At 72.3% G+C, this 20261-nt stretch carries 21 protein-coding genes; 16 read left to right on the top strand and 5 right to left on the bottom strand.

Annotated elements, in window-relative coordinates; genetic code table 11:
- Positions 1 to 38: 38 nt before the first annotated feature.
- Positions 39 to 782, top strand: a complete 744-nt coding sequence (locus J2W45_RS10490; RefSeq protein WP_310131561.1) for an alpha/beta hydrolase — start codon at positions 39 to 41, stop codon at positions 780 to 782.
- Between the two features lie 104 nt (positions 783 to 886).
- Here the strand turns inward: J2W45_RS10490 and J2W45_RS10495 are convergent, their stop codons facing one another.
- Complete coding sequence (locus tag J2W45_RS10495) at positions 887 to 1543, bottom strand: fasciclin domain-containing protein (protein WP_310131563.1); 657 nt, start codon at positions 1541 to 1543, stop codon at positions 887 to 889.
- A gap of 128 nt (positions 1544 to 1671) precedes the next feature.
- On the opposite strand from J2W45_RS10495, the gene J2W45_RS10500 reads away from it, so the two are divergent.
- Positions 1672 to 3228: a molybdopterin-dependent oxidoreductase gene (locus J2W45_RS10500; protein WP_310131565.1), complete on the top strand. Its 1557-nt coding sequence runs from the start codon at positions 1672 to 1674 to the stop codon at positions 3226 to 3228.
- 61 nt (positions 3229 to 3289) lie between these two features.
- On the top strand, positions 3290 to 3979 hold the full coding sequence (locus tag J2W45_RS10505) for a DedA family protein (RefSeq protein ID WP_310131566.1): 690 nt from the start codon (positions 3290 to 3292) through the stop codon (positions 3977 to 3979).
- A 148-nt stretch (positions 3980 to 4127) separates the two neighbouring features.
- Here the strand turns inward: J2W45_RS10505 and J2W45_RS10510 are convergent, their stop codons facing one another.
- Complete coding sequence (locus tag J2W45_RS10510) at positions 4128 to 4709, bottom strand: ScbR family autoregulator-binding transcription factor (RefSeq protein WP_310131570.1); 582 nt, start codon at positions 4707 to 4709, stop codon at positions 4128 to 4130.
- Positions 4710 to 4823: 114 nt separating this feature from the next.
- The gene (locus J2W45_RS10515) at positions 4824 to 5234 is read right to left on the bottom strand and encodes an arsenate reductase ArsC (protein WP_310131572.1); all 411 of its coding nucleotides are present in this window, start codon (positions 5232 to 5234) and stop codon (positions 4824 to 4826) included.
- A 228-nt stretch (positions 5235 to 5462) separates the two neighbouring features.
- Here J2W45_RS10515 and J2W45_RS10520 point away from each other — a divergent pair, with 228 nt between their 5' ends.
- A complete protein-coding gene (locus J2W45_RS10520) occupies positions 5463 to 5813 on the top strand; it encodes a metalloregulator ArsR/SmtB family transcription factor (RefSeq protein WP_310131574.1) in 351 nt (116 codons plus the stop codon).
- 8 nt (positions 5814 to 5821) lie between these two features.
- Here the strand turns inward: J2W45_RS10520 and J2W45_RS10525 are convergent, their stop codons facing one another.
- Positions 5822 to 6193, bottom strand: coding sequence for a cupin domain-containing protein (locus tag J2W45_RS10525; RefSeq protein WP_310131576.1), 372 nt, complete (start codon positions 6191 to 6193; stop codon positions 5822 to 5824).
- 74 nt (positions 6194 to 6267) lie between these two features.
- Between J2W45_RS10525 and J2W45_RS10530 the strand changes: the two genes are divergently transcribed.
- The 5 genes from J2W45_RS10530 to J2W45_RS10550 all read left to right on the top strand — a co-directional run bounded on the left by J2W45_RS10530 (position 6268) and on the right by J2W45_RS10550 (position 11547).
- On the top strand, positions 6268 to 7791 hold the full coding sequence (locus J2W45_RS10530) for an ATP-dependent DNA ligase (RefSeq protein ID WP_310131579.1): 1524 nt from the start codon (positions 6268 to 6270) through the stop codon (positions 7789 to 7791).
- A gap of 22 nt (positions 7792 to 7813) precedes the next feature.
- A complete protein-coding gene (locus J2W45_RS10535) occupies positions 7814 to 8794 on the top strand; it encodes a Gfo/Idh/MocA family protein (RefSeq protein ID WP_310131580.1) in 981 nt (326 codons plus the stop codon).
- 76 nt (positions 8795 to 8870) lie between these two features.
- Complete coding sequence (locus J2W45_RS10540; RefSeq protein WP_310131582.1) at positions 8871 to 9617, top strand: 3-hydroxybutyrate dehydrogenase; 747 nt, start codon at positions 8871 to 8873, stop codon at positions 9615 to 9617.
- Positions 9614 to 10498: an alpha/beta fold hydrolase gene (locus J2W45_RS10545; RefSeq protein ID WP_310131584.1), complete on the top strand. Its 885-nt coding sequence runs from the start codon at positions 9614 to 9616 to the stop codon at positions 10496 to 10498. Before J2W45_RS10540 ends, J2W45_RS10545 begins: the two co-directional genes overlap by 4 nt.
- Complete coding sequence (locus J2W45_RS10550; protein ID WP_310131587.1) at positions 10495 to 11547, top strand: alpha/beta hydrolase; 1053 nt, start codon at positions 10495 to 10497, stop codon at positions 11545 to 11547. The genes J2W45_RS10545 and J2W45_RS10550 overlap by 4 nt, the downstream gene beginning before the upstream one ends.
- Before the next feature lie 96 nt (positions 11548 to 11643).
- Here the strand turns inward: J2W45_RS10550 and J2W45_RS10555 are convergent, their stop codons facing one another.
- Positions 11644 to 12264 carry a TetR/AcrR family transcriptional regulator gene (locus tag J2W45_RS10555; RefSeq protein WP_310131589.1) on the bottom strand — a complete coding sequence of 207 codons (621 nt, stop codon included), beginning with the start codon at positions 12262 to 12264 and terminating at the stop codon, positions 11644 to 11646.
- Between the two features lie 81 nt (positions 12265 to 12345).
- On the opposite strand from J2W45_RS10555, the gene J2W45_RS10560 reads away from it, so the two are divergent.
- The 7 genes from J2W45_RS10560 (at position 12346) to gap (ending at position 20260) form a co-directional block, all read left to right on the top strand.
- Positions 12346 to 13386: an agmatine deiminase family protein gene (locus J2W45_RS10560; protein WP_310131591.1), complete on the top strand. Its 1041-nt coding sequence runs from the start codon at positions 12346 to 12348 to the stop codon at positions 13384 to 13386.
- Positions 13383 to 15083 (top strand): amidase, encoded by a 1701-nt coding sequence (locus J2W45_RS10565; protein WP_310131594.1) that lies wholly within the window; start codon positions 13383 to 13385, stop codon positions 15081 to 15083. The genes J2W45_RS10560 and J2W45_RS10565 overlap by 4 nt, the downstream gene beginning before the upstream one ends.
- Positions 15084 to 15320: 237 nt before the next feature.
- Positions 15321 to 15935 (top strand): M15 family metallopeptidase, encoded by a 615-nt coding sequence (locus J2W45_RS10570; RefSeq protein WP_310131596.1) that lies wholly within the window; start codon positions 15321 to 15323, stop codon positions 15933 to 15935.
- Between the two features lie 302 nt (positions 15936 to 16237).
- Positions 16238 to 17671, top strand: a complete 1434-nt coding sequence (gene argG, locus J2W45_RS10575; protein ID WP_310131598.1) for an argininosuccinate synthase — start codon at positions 16238 to 16240, stop codon at positions 17669 to 17671.
- A gap of 73 nt (positions 17672 to 17744) precedes the next feature.
- Positions 17745 to 18176, top strand: a complete 432-nt coding sequence (locus tag J2W45_RS10580; protein WP_310131600.1) for a MarR family winged helix-turn-helix transcriptional regulator — start codon at positions 17745 to 17747, stop codon at positions 18174 to 18176.
- Positions 18173 to 19117, top strand: a complete 945-nt coding sequence (locus J2W45_RS10585) for a GlxA family transcriptional regulator (protein WP_310131602.1) — start codon at positions 18173 to 18175, stop codon at positions 19115 to 19117. Before J2W45_RS10580 ends, J2W45_RS10585 begins: the two co-directional genes overlap by 4 nt.
- Before the next feature lie 144 nt (positions 19118 to 19261).
- On the top strand, positions 19262 to 20260 hold the full coding sequence (gene gap, locus J2W45_RS10590) for a type I glyceraldehyde-3-phosphate dehydrogenase (protein WP_310131604.1): 999 nt from the start codon (positions 19262 to 19264) through the stop codon (positions 20258 to 20260).
- Position 20261: the final 1 nt, after the last annotated feature.

Consider the following 20261-nt stretch of genomic DNA (forward strand, 5'->3'; position numbering starts at 1 on the left):
ATTAGTCAGCAGGCTTACTGTCAGGGTACGCTACGTGCGTGAACGCGTCCAGAAGAACTCCGCGCGCCATCCGGAACGTCGCCATCGCGAGCGTTTCCGTGGTCGCGCTCGTCGTCGTCGGCTTCCTCGCCTGGGCGTCGACCCCGATGATGGGCGACCGGGCGGCGGCGCTGGAGGCGTGGCGGAATCCGGCGGTCAGCATCCACGATGCGGGGGATGCGGTGGTGATGGAGCCGACCGGCGCAGCATCCGGGACGGGGCTCGTCTTCGTCCCGGGGGCGCTGGTCGACCCGTACGCCTACCTGTCCAAGCTGTCGGGAGCCGTGGAGGAGACGGGGCTGACGGTCGCCATCACGAAACCCACCCTCGACCTGGCCTTCTTCGACCAGCGCCCGCTGAGCACGTTCACGCGTCACGCGCCGGACGTGGATCACTGGTACGTCGGCGGGCACTCCCTGGGCGGGGTGCGCGCCTGCCAGCTGGCGGACGACCCGGAGGTCGAGGGACTCATCCTCTTCGGGTCGTACTGCGCGAACGACCTCAGCAACTCCGACCTCCGCGTGCTGTCGATCGGCGGCGGACGCGACGGCCTCAGCACCCCGGCGAAGATCGCGGCGGCCCGGCACCTGCTTCCCGCGGACGCCGAACTGGTCGAGATCGCCGGGATGAACCACGCCCAGTTCGGCGACTACGGCCACCAGCCCGGCGACGACGAGGCCACGATCTCCGACGCCGACGCCCGCGCCGCCCTCACCGCCGCCCTCGCCCGCTTCCTCCGCTGACCCGCGCCCTCCCCCTCCGTCGAGTACACGAAAAGTGCACGCTTCCGGAGCCGGAAGCGTGCACTTTTCGTGTACTCGACGGGGGCGCCGAGCGGGGCGAAGGGTTACTTCGCGGGGGGCATCAGCACCGAGTCGATGAGGTAGACGGTCGCGTTGGCGGTGTGGACGCCGCCGCAGATCACGTTGGCGTCGTTGACCTTCAGCGAGTCACCCGAGCCGGTCACCGTGACGTCGCCGCCCTCGACGGTCTTGTGCGTGCCGACGATCTCCTTCGGGGAGAGCTGACCGGGCACCACGTGGTAGGTCAGGATGGAGGTCAGCGTCGCAGCGCCGGCGTCCGTCTTGAGCGTGTCGATGGTCGCGGGGTCGATCTTCTTGAACGCGTCGTCGACCGGGGCGAAGACGGTGAACTGTCCGCCGTTCAGGGTGTCGACCAGGTTGACGTTCGGGTTGAGCTTGCCGGAGACCGACGCGACCAGCGTGGTCAGCAGCGGGTTGTTGCTCGCGGCGGTGGCCACCGGGTCCTCGGCCATGCCGGCGACCGAGCCGGAGCCCGACGGGACCTGCTTGGCGTAGGCGGCGCAGCCGGGGCCGACGAGGTCGGCGGCCGGGTCCATGGTGGACGCCGACGGGCTGGACGACTCCATCGGAGCGCTGGACTTGTCGTTCGTGGCCGAGCCGGCTCCGGACGAACAGGCGGTCAGGGCCAGGGCGGCGGCGGCGAGCAGGCCGGCCGCTGCGAGACGGGCAGTGGTTCGCATGATTGTTCTCCTTCAAGGGATGCTGCTGATCAAGAGGCCACCGCTGTGGCGGTCATCAGGGGTTCGGGATGGCGGCGGAATCGGATTGGACCAATCCGCGGCACCCCCGGTCACGAACCAGAAGCGTGATGAATCAGCGCACGAAGAACAGGGCCGGCACCATCCTCTGGGCGGCCCTCGCGGGCGCTGTCAGCGGAGGGGTGTTCCTGGCCGTCGCCGAACTGGTCGCCCTGGTCACCGTGAGGGACGCCGGCCCGATCCTGGCCGTCGGCTCGTTCGTCATCGACATCGTGCCGCGCTGGGCGAAGGAGTTCGCCATCGAGGTGTTCGGCTCGAACGACAAGCTGTTCCTGCTCGCCTCGCTCGGGCTCGCCGTCTTCGTGGCCGCCGCCGTCGCGGGCGTGCTGGAGCTGTGGCGCCGCCGGCTCGGCGCCGCTCTGTTCGCGGTCGCGGGCGTCGTCGCCGTCGTGGCGACGCTGACCCGCACGGGCGCGACGCTGCTCTCCGCGCTGCCGTCGGCCGTGGGCGCGGTCGCCGGCGCGCTCCTCCTCACGTTCCTCATCGGGCGCCTCCGCCGCTGGCGCGACGCGCGCGCGGCGGGCGCCGCCGAAGCGGGCCTCGACCGCCGCCGCTTCCTCGTGCTCACCGGTGTCGCGGCGGTCGGAGCCGTCGTCGCCGGCGTGGGGTCGCGGCTCGGCTCGGCCGCGACCTCGTCCATCGCTGCGATCCGCGCGGCGGTACGCCTCCCCGCCCCGCGCTCTCGCGTGACGGTGCCCGCCGGCGCGGAGCTCGACGTGCCGGGCATCTCCCCGCTCTTCACCGCCAACGCCGACTTCTACCGGGTGGACACCGCGCTCACCGTGCCGTCCGTCGACCCCGCGACCTGGAAGCTGACCGTCGACGGGATGGTCGAGAAGCGCGTCGAGCTCAGCTTCCAGGACCTCCTCGACATGGGACTGGACGAGTACTCCGTGACCCTGACCTGCGTCTCGAACGAGGTCGGCGGCAACCTCGTCGGCACGGCGAAGTGGCTCGGCGTCCGGGTGCGGGACGTGCTGGCCATGGCACGCCCCCGCTCGGGCGCCGACATGGTCCTCTCCCGCAGCGTGGACGGGTTCACGGCGAGCACGCCGCTGCAGGCGCTGACGGATGCGAACCGCGACGCGATCCTGGCGGTCGCCATGAACGGCAAGCCGCTGCCGCTCGAGCACGGCTTCCCGGTGCGGATGGTCGTGCCCGGGCTCTACGGGTACGTCTCGGCGACCAAGTGGCTGACCGAGCTGAAGGTGACGACGTTCGCCGCCGACCAGGCGTACTGGACGCCGCGCGGCTACAGCGCCAAGGCGCCGATCAAGTTGTCGAGCCGCATCGACACGCCGCGCGTCGACAAGCCGGTGGCCGCCGGTCCGACGAAGATCGCCGGCGTCGCCTGGGCTCAGACCGTCGGCATCCGGAGCGTCGAGGTGAAGATCGACGGCGGCGACTGGCAGCAGGCGAAGCTCTCGACGCCGATCAACGCCGACACGTGGGTGCAGTGGTCGCTCGACTGGCAGGCAACGAGCGGCAGCCACACCCTCTCGGTCCGCGCGACCGATCGCGCCGGCCGGATGCAGGAGCAGAAGCGCGAGCCGATCGCTCCGAACGGGTCGACCGGCTGGCAGCAGACGTTCGTCCGCGTGAGCTGAGCGCGCCCGGGCGAGTACAGCATCCACGGGTCTCCCATCCTCCGCCGGTAGCGTCGTCGGCATGACGGGAACGACGCTCGCCCTCGCCCTTCCGACCGCCTCCCCCTCTTCCACCGACCCGGCAGACCTCGGCGGCATCGCGGGCGCCGCCGCCCGCGTGATGACCGCGCTCGGCGAGGTCGGGGTCGGCATCTGCGCGCTCGCGGAGGTGGTGTTCCCGCCCATCCCGAGCGAGGTCATCCTTCCGTTCGCCGGGTTCCTCGCCTTCCAGGGCTCGCTCAACGTGGTCCTGGTGCTGCTCGCAGCGACGCTCGGCAGCTTCGCGGGGGCCGTCGTGCTCTACCTGCTCGGCCGGAGGCTGGGCGAGGATCGGGCGGTGCGGCTGCTGGCCCGGCTGCCGCTCGTGGACGAGAGCGACTTCCGCACGTCGGCGGACTGGCTGCGCCGCCACGGCCGCGGTGCGGTGTTCTTCGGCCGGCTCGTGCCTCTGGTCCGCAGCCTCATCTCACTGCCGGCCGGCGCGACCCGGATGCCGTTCGGCCGGTTCGCGCTCTTCACCCTGGCCGGGACGCTGCTGTGGAACTCCCTGCTGGTGGGCGCCGGCTTCGCCCTCGGCACGCAGTACCACCTGGTGGAGCGCTACACCGAGTACCTCGATGTCGTGATCTACGCCGCCGTAGGCCTGACGCTGGCCTGGCTGATCGTCCGGCGCGTGCGCCGGTCGCGCGCCCGTCGCGGCGAAGCCGAGTAGGCCTGCAGAACGGGCGCCGGGGCGCGCCCCGACTCCAGAACGAGACGGGGCGCACTCCCCCAAGTGACGGCGCAGACGGCCGTCGTTTTCCCCGGCTTAAAACATACTGACTTACCGGTTTGACCGCAACAACCGCTTTCCCGACTGCTCAGGATGCGGTGAGAGCCGGGCGCAGCGCATCCCACATGCGGGTCACATCCCGGGGCAACCCCTCCAGGGTGCCGAGCTCGTCGGCGATCATGTAGGCGCCGAAGAAGGAGTGCACCGCCACCGTGGCGAGCTCGCGCGCATCCACGCCACGAAGCCCCCGGTCGTCGATCTCCTGCTGCAGCAGCCCACCGATGACCAGGATCCAGCGGTCGTACGGGCTCTGCTCGACCATCGGCGGGAACAGCGTCTGCGACAGCTTCATCGCCGCCCGCACCCGCACCTCCCGCACGAACACGGCGGCCACGCGCTGCGTCAGGTCTTCCGCGGCCGCGAGCCCCCGGAGGCCCGACTCGGCGACCTCTCCGATGATGACCGGCCAGTTGCCGTACTTGTCGTCGACAAGCGCCCGGGCGATGTCGAGCTTCGACTTGAAGTGGAAGTAGACCGCGCCCTTGGTGGAGCCGGTGCGCTCCACGATCCGCTCGAGCCGCGCGCCCTGGTACCCGTGCTCATCGAACTCGGCGGCCGCGGCGTCGAGGATGGCGACCCGCGTTCGCTCGGCGCGTTCCTGTCTCGGCATTACGCGTCGCCTGTCTGCAGAGGGGGAAGTGGACGAGACGACGATAGCGCGGCGATCCGGTGCGCCGACGGAAAGGGGACATCCGCGAGAGGGTTCTGCGAACATCCGCGCTGCTCAGGCCGGGAGGAGCTCCTTCAGCAGGGCCGATACGCGCGCCCGGATCTCGTCGCGGATCGGACGCACCTCGTCGATCGGGCGTCCGGCCGGGTCGGTGAGCTCCCAGTCCTCGTAGCGCTTGCCGGGGAAGATCGGGCAGGCGTCGCCGCAGCCCATCGTGATGACGACGTCGGATTCGCGCACGGCATCCGTGGTCAGGATGGCGGGGGTGTACCCGGCGATGTCGATGCCCTCCTCGGCCATCGCCTGCACGGCGACCGGGTTGATCGCGTCGCCCGGTTCGGAGCCCGCGGAGAGCACCTCGACGCGGTCGCCGCCGAGCTCGCGCAGGTAGCCGGCGGCCATCTGGCTGCGGCCCGCGTTGTGCACGCAGACGAACAGGACGGTGGGGCGGGCGGATGCGGTCATCGGGTCTTCCTGTCGGCGGTCGGGGTGGCGGTCGGGCCGCCGCCCCGGAAGAGCGGCGGCCCGGTGCGTCAGCAGCAGTCGGGCGGGCAGGACCCGTCCGGAAGCGGCTGGCACACGTCGGTCTCGCAGCAATCCATGTCGTTTCTACCTCCTTCATCGACGTTTGTCGATGAACACAGGATGAACGCATACATTGACGACTGTCAATATAGCGACGAGAATCTCCCCATGGCCATCACCGAGCTGCTCCCCCTCCGCGACCTGCAGGCGTGCTGCGCGCCCATCACCCGCGAGGTCATCAGCGAGGAGAACGCGGTCTCGGTCGCCCGCGCCATGAAGGCGCTCGCCGATCCCGCGCGGCTCCGGCTCCTGTCGATGGTCGCCGCGCACGCCGACGGCGAGGCGTGCGTCTGCGACCTCACCGAGCCGCTCGGCCTCTCCCAGCCGACGGTGTCGCACCACCTCAAGGTGCTCAGCGAGGCCGGATTCCTCTCCCGCACCAAGCGCGGGACGTGGGCGTACTACCGCATCGTGCCGGGGTCGCTCGATGTGATCTCCGGGTTCCTCGCCACTGTCTGAGCGCGGGATCAGTCCGCGGGGAGCTCGCGCAGTTCGGCGGTCCGCTCCCCCGGGTTGTCGCCCGTGTTGACCGTGCCCGCCGGCTCGACCATCATCACCAGGGCGTCGCCGTCGTCGACACGCGGCCGGTGCTCCACCCCGCGCGGAACGACGAAAACGTCGCGGGACCCGAGCTCCACGTCGCCGTCGCGCAGCTGGATCGTGAGCCGGCCCTCGATGACCAGGAACAGCTCGTCGGTCTCGGGATGCGCGTGCCAGACGAACTCACCGCGCAGGCGCGCCACCTTCACGTCGTAGTCGTTGACGCTCGCCAGACGGTGGGGCTGCCACGGCTCCGGGATGAGGGCGAAGGCCGCGTCGAGGTTGTGGACGGGGTTCATGGATGCAGCCTAGGACGGTCCGCGGACATCGGTCACGACCCCGGAACGTCGGAGGCCGGTGGTTGGATGGGCACGTGCTCCTCGATGCGCTCGTGACCACGGCCGAGACCGTCGCCTCCACCCGGTCCCGGCTGGCCAAGGTGGATGCGCTGGCCGCGCTGCTCGGCGGGCTCGCGCCCGAGGAGATCGCCCCGGCGGTCGGCTTCCTCGTCGGCAAGGCGCGGCAGGGGCGCGTCGGCGTCGGCTGGCGCGGGCTCAGCGGCGCGATGGGCGATCCCTCCGCCGAGCCGTCGCTCACTGTCGACGACCTGGATGCGCTGCTCGACCGGCTCGCGGCCCTGTCCGGCACCGGATCCGCCGCCGAGCGCACGCGCGTCCTCCAGGAGTTCTCGTCGCGGGCGACCGCGCGGGAGCAGGATTTCGTGACCCGCGTGCTGCTCGGCGAGATGCGGACCGGCGCCCTGGAGGGCGTGCTGACCGATGCGATCGCCCGAGCGTCCGACCGCAGCGGCGACGTCGTGCGGCGGGCTGCGATGCTCTCCGGCGACCTCGGTGAGACGGCCCGGCTCGCCCTCACCGGAACGGCCGAGGAGTTGGAGGCGGTGGGTCTCGAGGTCGGCCGCCCGGTGCTCCCGATGCTCGCCGCATCCGCCCCGACGCCGACCGACGCGCTCGCGACGACGGGCCGGGCCTCGGTGGAGTACAAGCTCGACGGCGCGCGCATCCAGGTGCACCGGCACGGGGACGACGTCCGCGTCTTCACGCGCAACCTCGCGGACATCACGCACCGCCTTCCCGAGGTGGTCGAGGTGGTGCGCCGGCTCCCGGTGCGCGACGTCATCCTCGACGGCGAGACCCTCTCGCTCGACGAGGAGGGGGCGCCGCGTCCGTTCCAGGAGACCATGTCGCGCTTCGGCGCGGACGCCGCGCGCGAGACGGCCCTGCATCCCTGGTTCTTCGACGTGCTGCACGTCGACGGCCGCGACCTGCTCGACGAGCCGCTCTCCACCCGGCTCGCCGAACTGGAGCGGGTGGCGGGCGAGCACCGCATCCCGGGCGAGATCACCGACGACCCCGAGGTCGCCGAGCGGGTCTCGAGGGACGCGCTGGCCGCTGGGCAGGAGGGCGTCGTCGTGAAGGCGATCGACTCGCTCTACGCCGCCGGCCGCCGCGGGTCGAGCTGGGTGAAGGCCAAGCCGGTGCACACGTACGACCTGGTCGTGCTGGCCGTGGAGTGGGGCTCCGGGCGCCGGCAGGGGATGCTGTCGAACATCCACCTCGGCGCTCGCGACCCCGAGGGCGCGTACGGCGAGCCGGGCGGGTTCGTCATGGTGGGCAAGACGTTCAAGGGCCTCACCGACAAGCTGCTCGCCTGGCAGACCGAGCACTTCCAGGAGATCGAGGTGCGGCGCACGGCGGGCACCGTCTGGGTGGCGCCGACCACGGTCGTCGAGATCGCGATCGACGGCGTGCAGCGCTCCAGCCGCTACCCGGGCGGCATCGCGCTGCGGTTCGCGCGCGTGAAGCGCTACCGCGACGACAAGGACGCGGGCGAGGCGGACACGATCGGCACGCTGCGCGCGCTGCTGCGCGAGTGAGACGCGTCGGTACGATGACCGCATGACGACCTCCTCCCCCGCGTGGGGCATCCTCGGCACCGGCGGCATCGCAGCGGCCATGACGCGCGACCTTCAGCTGGACGGCCACACCGTCGCGGCCGTCGGCTCGCGGACGCCGGAGTCGGCGGCGCGGTTCGCGGCCGCCCACGCCATCCCCCGCTCGCACGGCAGCTACGAACAGCTTGTGGCGGACCCCGACGTCGACGTCGTGTACATCGCGACACCGCATCCCCAGCACGCGCCCAACGCCCTGCTGGCACTGGCCGCGGGCAAGCACGTGCTGGTCGAGAAGCCGTTCACGATGAACCGCGCGGAGGCAGAGCAGATCGCCGACGCCGCCCGCTCCCGCGGCCTGGTCGCCCTCGAGGCCATGTGGACGCGGTGGTTGCCCCACATGGAGCGGCTGCAGGAGATCATCAGCGACGGCACCCTCGGCGAGCTGCGGTCGGTGGCGGCCCACCACTGGCAGCGCACCAACCCGGACCCGCTCGGGCGCATGCTCAACCCGGCGCTGGGCGGCGGAGCGCTGCTCGACCTCGGCATCTACCCGGTGTCCTTCGCGTGGGATGTGCTGGGCGCGCCATCCGAGGTGCTGGCCCTCTCGATCCCGACCGACACCGGGGTCGACCGGCAGACGTCCATCCTGCTCGGCTACGACTCCGGCGCACAGGCGGCGCTGACGACCGGCCTGGACGCCGTGGGCGACAACAGCGCCGTGATCGTGGGCACCGACGCGCGCGTCGAACTCGATGCCACGTTCTACGCTCCGACGTCGTTCCGCGTCGTCGCCGCCGACGGTCACGTCGTCGAGACCTACGAGTCCCGGATCAGCGGGCGCGGGATGCAGTACCAGGCTCGTGCGATCGAGCGTCTCATCGCGGCGGGCGGCGGCGAGGACGTGCGGCTGCCGCTCTCCCAGTCGGTCGAGATCATGGGGACGCTGGACAGCATCCGGGAGCGCATCGGTCTCTCGTACGACTGAGCCGCGACCCTTCCGTTCCCCCGGCGCGCGGCGTTAGAGTGCGGCCGAGGCCGATGGCGGCCGGGAGGAGGTCGCGATGACGGATCTGACCGGGCGCAGGGCGCTCGTCACCGGGGGCGCCAGCGGCATCGGGATGGCCTGCGCCGAGGCGTTCGCGGAGGCCGGCGCGCGGGTGACGATCGCCGACCTGAACGGCGACGAGGCGCGCCGCGTCGCCGCCCGGTTGCGCGGGGACGCCTGGGAGATCGACCTCTCGAAGACGGAGGAGCTGGCCGAGCTGACGCTCGACACCGACATCCTCGTGAACAACGCCGGCATCCAGACGGTCCGCCCCATCCCGGAGTTCGAGCCGCAGACCTTCGCGCTCATGCTGCGGATCATGGTGGAGGCGCCGTTCCTCCTGATCCGCGCCGCGCTGCCCGGGATGTACGACCGCGGCTTCGGCCGGATCGTGAACATCTCGAGCGTGCACGGGCTGCGCGCGTCGCCGTTCAAGTCCGCGTACGTCACGGCGAAGCACGCGCTCGAGGGGCTGTCGAAGACGACGGCGCTGGAGGGGGCGCAGCACGGCGTCACCTCGAACTGCATCAACCCCGGGTATGTGCGGACGCCCCTGGTCGAGAAGCAGGTCGCCGACCAGGCGCGCGTGCACGGCATCCCCGAGGACGAGGTGCTCGAGAAGGTGCTGCTCGCGGAGGAGGCGATCAAGCGGCTGGTCGAGCCGTCCGAGGTCGCCAGTCTGGCGCTCTGGCTCACCGGCGACACGGCCGGGATGGTCACCGGCGCCAGCTACACCATGGACGGCGGGTGGAGCGCACGATGACCGGAGCCGAGCATCCCCTCGCGGTCCCGGTGCGCGGGGGCACGCTGGCCGGCGGCGACTACAACCCGCACGCGACCGGCGCGCCGCTGCTGGCCGTGCACGGGATCACCGCGAACCACGTGGCCTGGATGCTCGCCGCGGCAGCGCTGCCGGACCGCCGCATCATCGCGCCGGACCTGCGCGGACGAGGGCGCAGCGCGGGCCTGCCGGGACCGTTCACCCTCAACGACCACGCCGACGACCTGACGCGGGTGCTCGACGCCCTGGAGATCGAGCGGACCACCGTGGCGGGCCACTCGATGGGCGCGTTCGTCGCGGTCCGGCTCGCGCAGCGGCATCCCGACCGGGTGGAGCGGCTCGTGCTGATCGACGGCGGCCTCCCCATTCCGCTCCCGGAGGGCGTGCCGCCGGAGGACCTGCCTGCCGTCGTGCTCGGCCCCGCGCTGGAGCGTCTGCGCATGCGATTCCCGTCGGCGCAGGCCTACGAGGACTTCTGGCGCGCGCATACCGCGATCGGGCCCTGGTGGAACGCGGCGATCGCCGACTACGTGGCGTACGACCTCGTCGGCGAGGAGCCCGAGCTGCGCTCGAGCGTCGACCCGGCGGCAGTCTCGGTGAACGCGCTCGAACTGGACGGATCGGCGGGCTACGCCGACGCCCTCGCCGGGTTGCGGCTGCCCATCGACTTCGTGCGGGCGCCACGTGGCCTGCTCGACGGGCCGCCCCTCTACGAGACCTCGGTCGTCGAGGAGTGGGGCCGGCGCCTCCCGGATCTGCGCGCGCACGAGGCCCACGACGTCAACCACTACACGATCCTGATGACGGAGGGCGGCCTGCGGCAGGTCGTGCCCGTCCTCGACCCGAAGGAGACCCACGCATGACCGGAACCCTGCTGCCGGGCATCACCGCCCACCGCGTCACCACCGACCGCTACGCGGCCAACGTGCTGGAGCGGCCCGCCGACGGCGACGCGCTGCAGACGGTGCTGTTCGTGCACGGGAACGTGTCTTCGTCGCTGTTCTGGCAGCCGCTCATGCTGGCCCTCCCGCCGGGCATCCGTGCGCTGGCCGTCGACCTGCGCGGTTTCGGCGACAGCGAGACCCTCCCGGTGGATGCGACCCGCGGCGTGCGGGACTTCTCCGACGACGTGGCCGCCGTGGCGGACGCCCTCGGCCTGGGCGCGACCCACATCGTCGGCTGGAGCCTCGGCGGCGGGGTGGTCATGCAGCTGCTGCTCGACCGGCCGGACCTGGTGTCCAGCCTGACCCTGGTCTCCCCCGTCTCGCCGTACGGCTTCGGCGGCACCGCGGCCGACGGCTCGCTGCTGAACCCGGACGCCTCCGGCACCGGCGGGGGCGGCGCGAACCCCGACTTCGTGGCGAGACTCGCCGCCGGCGACACGACGGAGGACGCGCCCACCTCGCCGCGCGCGGTCTACCGCTCCTCGTACGTCGCCCCGGGCTTCGAGTCCGAGTACGAAGACCTGTGGGTGGAGTCGATGCTCTCCACGGCGACCGGCCCCGACAACTACCCGGGCGATGCCGGCGGGTCGGAGCACTGGCCCGGATTCGCGCCCGGGACCCGCGGCATCCTGAACACCCTCGCGCCGACCTACTTCGACACGTCCGGGATCGTGGACGCACCCGCGAAGCCGCCCATCCTGTGGATCCACGGCGCGGTCGACGCGATCGTCGGCGACGCGTCCTTCTTCGACCTCAACCAGCTCGGCGCCGCCGGGATCATCCCGGGCTGGCCGGGCGACGAGGTCGCCCCGCCGCAGCCGATGCTGGCGCAGACGCGCGCGGTGCTCGGCCGCTACGCGGACGCCGGCGGCACGACGCGCGAGGTCGTCCTCGACGACTGCGGCCACTCCGCCCACATCGAGAAGCCCGACGAGTTCCGCGCGGAGCTGCTCGCCTGGATCAGCTGAGCCCGGCGGCCGTGGCCGCGGCCGCGGCCGCCGAGTGGTGACATATGGTCGCCATTCGACGGAGATTCGAGCATCCACTCACGACTCGATCGCGGCCTACGGTGTCAGCGCGCGATCGAGCGCCCCGCGGCGCAGTCCGAGCATCCCCTCGACGGCGTGCGCGAGCACGGGGCCGCGGTCACCGGCGGCGCCCCAGCGGACCAAGGCCTGCGCATTCAGTCCGTCGATCATGCCGAGCAGCTGCCAGGCGGTCTGGGCCGGGTCGTCGGCCGAGAAGTCGCCCGCATCGACACCCTCCGTGACGATGGCGAGGATGAGCTCCTGCCAGGCGTCCATCTGGGTCCGCACCGCCGCGGCGAGCGCCTCGTTGCGGCGTCCCAGCGCCCACGCCTCCACCCAGACCAGCGTGACGTCGTCGCGTGTTCCGTCGAGCAGCGTGCGCAGCAGGAGTGCCAACCGGTCGACGGCCCCCTCGGCGGGCGCGAGCAGCGCCTGCACCTCCCCGAGCTCGGCGCCGACGACGGCGGTGAAAGCCGAGGCGACCAGCTGATCCATCGCGGGATGGTAGTGCGCGACCAGCGCGGGAGTGACGCCCGCGCGCCCGGCGACGCTGCGCAGCGTGACGGCCGCGAGCCCGTCGGCGAGCGCCAGGTCGCGGGCCGCGGTCGCCAGTTCGGCGCGGCGCTCGGCGGGCGGTCGGCGGGGTGCTCTTGACATGGTCCGCCCAGTATAGGTACCTTCTGGGTGAGTTATTGATCATTCGATCAACAGATGTCGTCTTCGACCGATGGAGGCCCGATGACCTGGCGCATGCCCGCCGAGACCGCACCGCACGAGCGCACGTGGATGGCGTTCCCGCGCGCCGGGCTGACGCTCGGCGACGACGCCGCGTCCGCCGAGGAGGCCTACGCCGCCTGGACGGCCGTCGCCCACGCCGTCGCCGAATACGAGCCGGTGACCATGGTCGTCGACCCCAGCGAACGCGAGCGCGCCCGTCGAACGCTCGGCTCGCACGTCGACCAGGTGGAGGCGCCGCTCGACGAGTTCTGGATGCGAGACTTCGGCCCGACCTTCGTCGTGGACGACGAGCGCCCCGGCGTGCTCGGCGCCGTCGACTGGACCTTCAACGGCTGGGGCGACCCGGAGTGGGCGGAGTGGCGGAAGTCCGCCGAGATCGCCCGGTTCGTGGCCGAGCGGACGGGCGCCGAGCTCGTCAGCTCCCTGCTCGTCAACGAGGGCGGCGGCATCCACGTCGACGGCGAGGGGACCGTGCTGCTCACCGAGACGGTGCAGCTCGACCCGCGCCGCAACCGCTACGCCGACAAGGAGCGAGTGGAGGCGGAGCTGGCGCGCACCATCGGCGCCACCCACGCGATCTGGCTGCCGCGCGGGCTCACCCGCGACTACGACGACTTCGGCACCAACGGGCACGTCGACATCGTGGCGAGCATCCCGTCGCCCGGCACGCTGCTGCTGCACACGCAGCGCGACCCGGAGCACCCCGACTACGAGGTCTCGCGCGACCTTCGCGCCCTGCTCGCGGAGACCACCGACGCGGCGGGACGGTCGTGGGAGATCGTCGACCTGCCCGCGCCGGCCACCCTCCGCGACGAGGAGGGATTCGTCGACTGGAGCTACGTCAACCACCTCGTCGTGAACGACGGCGTGGTCGCGTGCGGCTTCGGCGAGGAGCGCGCGGACGCCGAGGCGACCGAGATCCTCGAGGCCGCCTACCCCGGCCGTCGCGTCACGATGGTCGACTCGCGGCCGATCTTCGCCCGCGGCGGCGGCATCCACTGCATCACCCAGCAGCAGCCGGCGGTGGAGACGGTCCGATGACGTTCGACGTGGTGGAGGCACCGATCGCCGAGCTACGGCGGGCGCTGGACGCCGGGGAGACGACGAGCGAGGAGCTCGTGACGGCCTACCTCGCGCGGATCGACGCATACGACGCCGCGGGCCCTCGCCTCAACGCGGTCGTGGTGCGCAACCCCGACGCGATCGATGAGGCCCGCGCATCCGACGCCCGCCGGGCGGCGGGAGCGACCCTCGGGCCGCTGGACGGCATCCCGTACACGGCGAAGGACAGCTACCTGGCCCGGGGGCTCACCGCCGCGGCGGGGTCCCCCGCATTCGAGCACCTCGTCGCGCAACGGGACGCGTTCACCATCGAGCGCCTGCGCGCCGGCGGCGCCATCCTGCTCGGCCTCACCAATATGCCTCCCATGGCGAACGGGGGAATGCAGCGCGGCGTCTACGGTCGCGCCGAGTCCCCGTACAACGGGGATTACCTCACGGCGGCGTTCGGGTCCGGGTCCTCCAACGGGTCCGGAACGGCGACCGCCGCCAGCTTCGCCGCCTTCGGTCTCGGCGAGGAGACGTGGTCGTCCGGACGGGCGCCCGCATCCAACAACGCGCTGTGCGCCTACACCCCGTCGCGCGGCGTCATCTCGGTGCGCGGCAACTGGCCGCTCGTGCCGACGATGGATGTGGTGGTGCCGCACACGCGCACCACGGCCGACCTGCTCGAGGTGCTCGACGTGATCGTCGCCGACGACACCGAGACCCGCGGCGACTTCTGGCGCGCCCAGCCCTGGGTGCCGATCCCGCGCGCCTCCGAGCTGCGGCCGTCGTCATACCCGGCCCTGGCGGAGGGCGCCTCGCTCAGCGGACGCCGGTTCGGCATCCCGCGGATGTACATCAACGCCGACCCGGACGCCGGCACGGCCGAGCGCCCGGGCATCGGCGGCCCGACGGGGCGGCGCATCGAGACGCGCGACTCCGTGATCGCCCTCTGGGAGGCGGCGCGCCGCGACCTGGAGGCCGCGGGCGCGACCGTCGTCGAGGTCGACTTCCCGGCGGTGTCGAACTACGAGGGCGACCGTCCCGGCGCACCGACCATCGCGACGCGGGGCCTCGTGAGCCCTGCGTACCTGCGGCGCGAGATCGTGGACCTGTCGGCGTGGGCGTGGGACGACTTCCTCGCCGCGAACGGCGACCCCGCGCTGCGCACGCTGGCCGACGTCGACGGCGCGCGGATCTTCCCGCATCCGGAGGGCGCACTCCCCGACCGGTACGACGGCTTCGAGGACGACATCGCCGACTACCCCGCCTGGGTGCGTGCGCATCCCGGAACGACGCTCGAGAGCATCCCGGAGCTGGAGCCCGGTCTGCGCGGGCTGGAGGAGACGCGTCGCGTCGACCTGGAGGAGTGGATGGACGGGCTCGGCCTCGACGCCGTGGTGTTCCCCGCGGTCGCGGACGTCGCCCCGGCGGACATGGACGTGAACCCGGCCTCCGCCGACCTCGGCTGGCGCAACGGCGTCTGGGTCGCGACCGGCAACCTCGTGCCGCGCCACCTGGGCATCCCGACGGTCACCGTGCCGATGGGCACGATGACGGACACACGGATGCCCGTCGGCCTGACGTTCGCCGGCCGCGCCTACGACGACGCGGCCCTGCTGCGGCTGGCCGCCGCCTTCGAGGCGACCGGCCGCCGCCGCGCCGAGCCGCCGCGCACGCCGCGGCTCGGCTGACGCCGCCGCGGCCGGCGCTTCGCGCGGCCCCGTCGCGCGCGGCCCGTCGCGTGGCCTTTCACGATTTGTGCCAAATCGTGGTTACGAGCGTCGCATAACCGCGATTTGGCACAAATCGTGCGGCGACCCCGCGCAGGGCGGCGGCGCGCGGTGCGGCGGCGGGGTCCGTCGCGCGACGGACCGGGATGGGCCTCGCGGCGGACGCGGCGCCCGGCCGCGCGCTGCGAGCGTGGAGACATGCACGCACACCGCCCGCGCCTCCTCAGGGCCGCGCTGTCCCTCCTGCTCGCCGCGACCCTGGTGGGATGCACCGCCTCTGCGGGTGCGCTCGCCCGGCCGATCGGTGCGCCGGGGACCGCGCCTGACGCTTCTCACGCCTCCGGCTCCGGCTCCGGCTCAGTCTCCGGCCTGACCGACGACGACGGGTACATCCCCGACGGAACCTCCCTGCCCCTCGACAGCGGCCTCCCGGCGGTCACCCGCCTCGACCCGCGGCTGCTGGAAGCGCTGCGGCAGGCGCAGAAGGCGATGGCGCAGGACGGCGACGGGTCACGCATCACCATCGCCGACGGCTGGAGGTCGGAGCGGTACCAGGAGCACCTGTTCGCGCAGGCGGTCGCGCAGTACGGCAGCGAGGAGGAGGCGGAGAAGTGGGTGCGGCGCGGGAGCGACTCCACCCACGTGCGCGGTGAGGCGGTCGACATCGCCGACGCCGGCGCGATGGACTTCCTCAACCGCTTCGGCGACGCCTGGGGACTGTGCCAGGCGTACGCCAACGAGGCGTGGCACTTCGAGCTGCTCACGCAGCCCGGCACTGCGTGCCCCACCCCATCCCCCGACGGCCGCGGCTGACCCTCGCCCTGGCCCGGGCCGCCTCACGATTTGTGCCAAATCGCGGCAGTGCGACGCTTATAACCACGATTTGGCACAAATCTCGGCACCCACCGCCGCACGTCCCGCGAGCACTGCCGGGGACATTCGTCACGAATGTCGCTTCAGCGAGGCCGTTGACGCGCATTCGGCACGAATGTGCGCCGGTGACTGCGTCGCCGCGGCGGCGCCACGGCAGCGACGCGACGGCGCCCGCGCCCCGCCGGCACCGCAGCGCCACCGCGGCACCGAGACCGCGCACCCCGCCCGGTAAGCTGGTCGCCGTGTCCAAGGTTCTGAGCAGTCTGCCCGTCGGTGAGCGAGTCGGCATCGCGTTCTCGGGAGGGCTCGACACCTCCTGCGCGGTCGCCTGGATGCGTGAGAAGGGCGCCGTGCCCTGCACGTACACCGCCGACATCGGCCAGTACGACGAGCCCGACATCGACGCGGTCCCCGACCGCGCGAAGGAGTACGGCGCCGAGATCGCCCGGCTCGTCGACGCGAAGCGCGCCCTGGTCGAGGAGGGACTGATCGCCCTGCAGTGCGGCGCCTTCCACATCCGCTCGGCGGGCAAGACGTACTTCAACACGACCCCGCTCGGCCGCGCGGTCACCGGCGTCATGCTGGTGCGCGCGATGATGGAGGACGGCGTCGAGATCTGGGGCGACGGCTCCACCTACAAGGGCAACGACATCGAGCGGTTCTACCGCTACGGCCTGATCGCCAACCCGCGGCTGCGCATCTACAAGCCGTGGCTCGACACCGCGTTCGTGGAGGAGCTGGGCGGCCGCACCGAGATGAGCGAGTGGCTCGTCGCGCGCGGCTTCCCGTACCGCGACCCGAGCGAGAAGGCGTACTCCACCGACGCGAACATCTGGGGCGCCACCCACGAGGCGAAGCGCCTGGAGGAGCTGGACGCCGGTCTCGACATCGTCGACCCGATCATGGGCGTCGCCGCCTGGCGCGACGACGTCGAGGTCACGCCCGAGACGGTGACGGTCCGCTTCGAGGCCGGGCGCCCGGTCGCCATCAACGGCGTCGAGTTCGACGACCCGGTGGCGCTCGTGCTGGAGGCCAACGCGATCGGCGGCCGCCACGGCCTGGGCGCCTCCGACCAGATCGAGAACCGCATCATCGAGGCGAAGAGCCGCGGCATCTACGAGGCGCCGGGCATGGCCCTGCTGCACATCGTCTACGAGCGCCTGCTGAACGCCATCCACAACGAGGACACGGTCGCGAACTACCACAACGAGGGCCGCCGCCTCGGCCGCCTCATGTACGAGGGCCGCTGGCTCGACCCGCAGTCGCTCATGCTGCGCGAGTCGCTGCAGCGCTGGGTCGGCTCCGCGATCAGCGGCGAGGTGACGCTGCGCCTGCGCCGCGGCGACGACTACACCATCCTCGACACGACGGGTCCCGCGCTCAGCTACCACCCCGAGAAGCTGTCGATGGAGCGCGTCGGCAACTCCGCCTTCGGCCCGGCCGACCGCATCGGCCAGCTGACCATGCGCAACCTCGACATCGCCGACTCCCGGTCGCGGCTCGAGCAGTACGCCGCCGCCGGTCTGATCGGCGGCCCGACCGGCGCGCTGGTGGGCGAACTCGAGGAGGGACGCGCCCGCGCGATCCTCGAGGGCGTCGAGACGGTGGATGAGGAGCTCTCCCGCGAGATCGACCTCAGCTCCGAGGGCGCCGCGTTCGACTCCGGAACCGACTGAGCGCGAGCGGGGAGACCGCGCAGGATGCGCACAGCGCGCACCGTTGCGGCTCCCGCATCCGTACGATGAGGGTATGGACACGCGCGAGGCCGAGGCGGAGGAGCACCGCCCCGAGAACTGGCCGCTCGGCCGGCTGCTCGGCGCCGCTTCGCGCGCCGTCGAGCGCGCGTGGGCCGAGGCGCTCGAGCAGCGCGGCCTGACGCACGCCGGACTGATCGTCCTTCACCTCCTCGAGCTGGGGTTCGACTCGCAGTCGGACCTGGCGCGGATGGCGCAGGTCGAACCGCAGACCATGTCGCGCACCGTCGACCGCCTGGTCCGCGAGGGCCTGGTCACCCGCACGCCCGACCCGGGCGACCGCCGCCGGCACGTGCTCGCGATCACCGGCGCGGGCCGCTCCGCGTTCGAGGGGGTGCGTGGGCTGGAGGACGACGTGTTCCCCGAGGTCGCCGACCCCGCCGCGCTGCGAGCAGCCCTGCTGCAGATCGTCTCCGCCCGGTCATGAGCGCGTCGCACCGCGTCGCCGTGCTGGTGCTGGAGGGCGCGAAGCCTCTCGACGTGGGCATCCCGGCGCAGGTCTTCTCGCACCGGCCGAGCATGCCGTACGAGGTGCGGGTGTGCGGCGCGGCGCCGGGGCTGGTGACCGGCGGCGACGGCCTCTCGTACCACGTTGCCGAGGGGCTGTCGGCGCTGGAGGAGGCGGACACGGTGTTCGTCCCGGGCTACCGGTCGCCCGCCACCACCGAGCCGCCGGCCTCCGTCGTCGGGGCGCTGCTGGCGGCGCACGAACGCGGCGCCCGGCTCGCCGCCATCTCCACCGGGGCATTCGCCCTGGCCGCGACCGGGCTGCTCGACGGCAGGCGCGCGACCACGCACTGGCACTACACGCGGGCGCTGGCGGAGCGGCATCCACTCGTCCAGGTCGACGAGAACGTGCTGTTCGTCGACGAGGGCGACATCCTCACCTCGGCGGGCGCCGCATCCGGCATCGACCTCTGCCTGCACCTCGTGCGCCGCGACCACGGCGTCGGGCTGTCGAACCGCGTGGCCCGGCGGCTCGTCGCCGCCCCCTACCGCAGTGGAGGCCAGGCGCAGTACGTGCCGCGCAGCGTCCCGGAACCGCTCGGCGACGTGTTCGCCAGCACCCGGGAGTGGGCGCTGGCCCACCTCGCCGAGCCGCTCACCCTGGAGCAGCTGGCCCGCAACGCCAACGTGTCGGCCCGGACGTTCTCCCGGCGCTTCGTCGAAGACACGGGATACACGCCGATGCAGTGGGTGCTCCGCGCCCGGGTCGACCTGGCACGCGAACTGCTGGAGCGCACCGATCTCGGCGTCGAGCAGGTCGCCGCCCGGGTGGGACTCGGTACCGGGGCCAACCTGCGGCTGCACTTCCAGCGCATCCTCGGCACGTCCCCCACGGAGTACCGGAACACGTTCTCGGCGTGACCCGGCGCCGCCACGGCGCTGGCGGGATCCTTGCGCCACCTGGCGAAATGTCTGGCGCAAATCTTGCGTAGCATGGCATCCACGCCACTGGTAGACGCGACACCCACCGTCGAGCATGGATGCGGCAACACGAAAGGAACGCCCATGACCCGCATCGCCATCAACGGATTCGGCCGCATCGGCCGCAACACCCTCCGCGCCCTCCTCGAGCGCGACACCGACCTCGAGGTCGTCGCCGTGAACGACCTCACCGCCCCGGCGACCCTCGCCCACCTCCTCGCCTTCGACAGCTCGCTGGGCCGGCTCGGACGCTCCGTCGAGGTCGACGGGGACACGCTCGTCGTCGACGGCCGCCGCATCCGCGTGCTCGCCGAGCGCGAGCCCGCCGACCTGCCGTGGGGGGAGCTCGGCGTGGAGGTCGTGCTCGAGTCCACCGGACGTTTCACCTCCGCAGACGCCGCCCGCGCCCACCTCGACGCCGGCGCGCGCCGCGTGCTGGTCAGCGCCCCATCCGACGGCGCGGACGTCACCCTGGCGTACGGCGTCAACACCGACGCCTACGACCCGGAGCGCCACGTCATCGTCTCCAACGCCTCCTGCACCACGAACGCGCTCGCTCCGCTCGCCGCGGTCCTCGACGACCTCGCGGGCATCGAGCACGGCTTCATGACGACCGTCCACGCGTACACGCAGGAGCAGAACCTGCAGGACGGCCCGCACCGCGACCTCCGCCGCGCCCGTGCGGCAGCGGTCAACATCGTGCCGACGACGACCGGCGCCGCCAAGGCGATCGGCCTGGTGCTGCCGCAGCTCGACGGCAAGCTGTCGGGCGACTCCATCCGCGTGCCTGTGCCGGTCGGCTCCATCGTGGAGCTCAACACCACGGTCGCGCGCGATGTCACCCGCGACGAGGTGCTCGCCGCGTACCGCACGGCGGCCGACGGCGCGCTGCGCGGCATCCTCGACTACTCGGAGGACCCGCTCGTGTCGAGCGACATCACCGGGCAGCCCGCGTCGTCGATCTTCGACTCGGCGCTCACCCGGGTGGATGGGCGTCACGTCAAGGTCGTCGCCTGGTACGACAACGAGTGGGGCTTCTCCAATCGCGTCGTGGACACGCTGGAGCTGCTGGCTCGCGCCTGAG

The organism is Leifsonia shinshuensis (assembly GCF_031456835.1).
Taxonomy (GTDB): domain Bacteria; phylum Actinomycetota; class Actinomycetes; order Actinomycetales; family Microbacteriaceae; genus Leifsonia; species Leifsonia shinshuensis_C.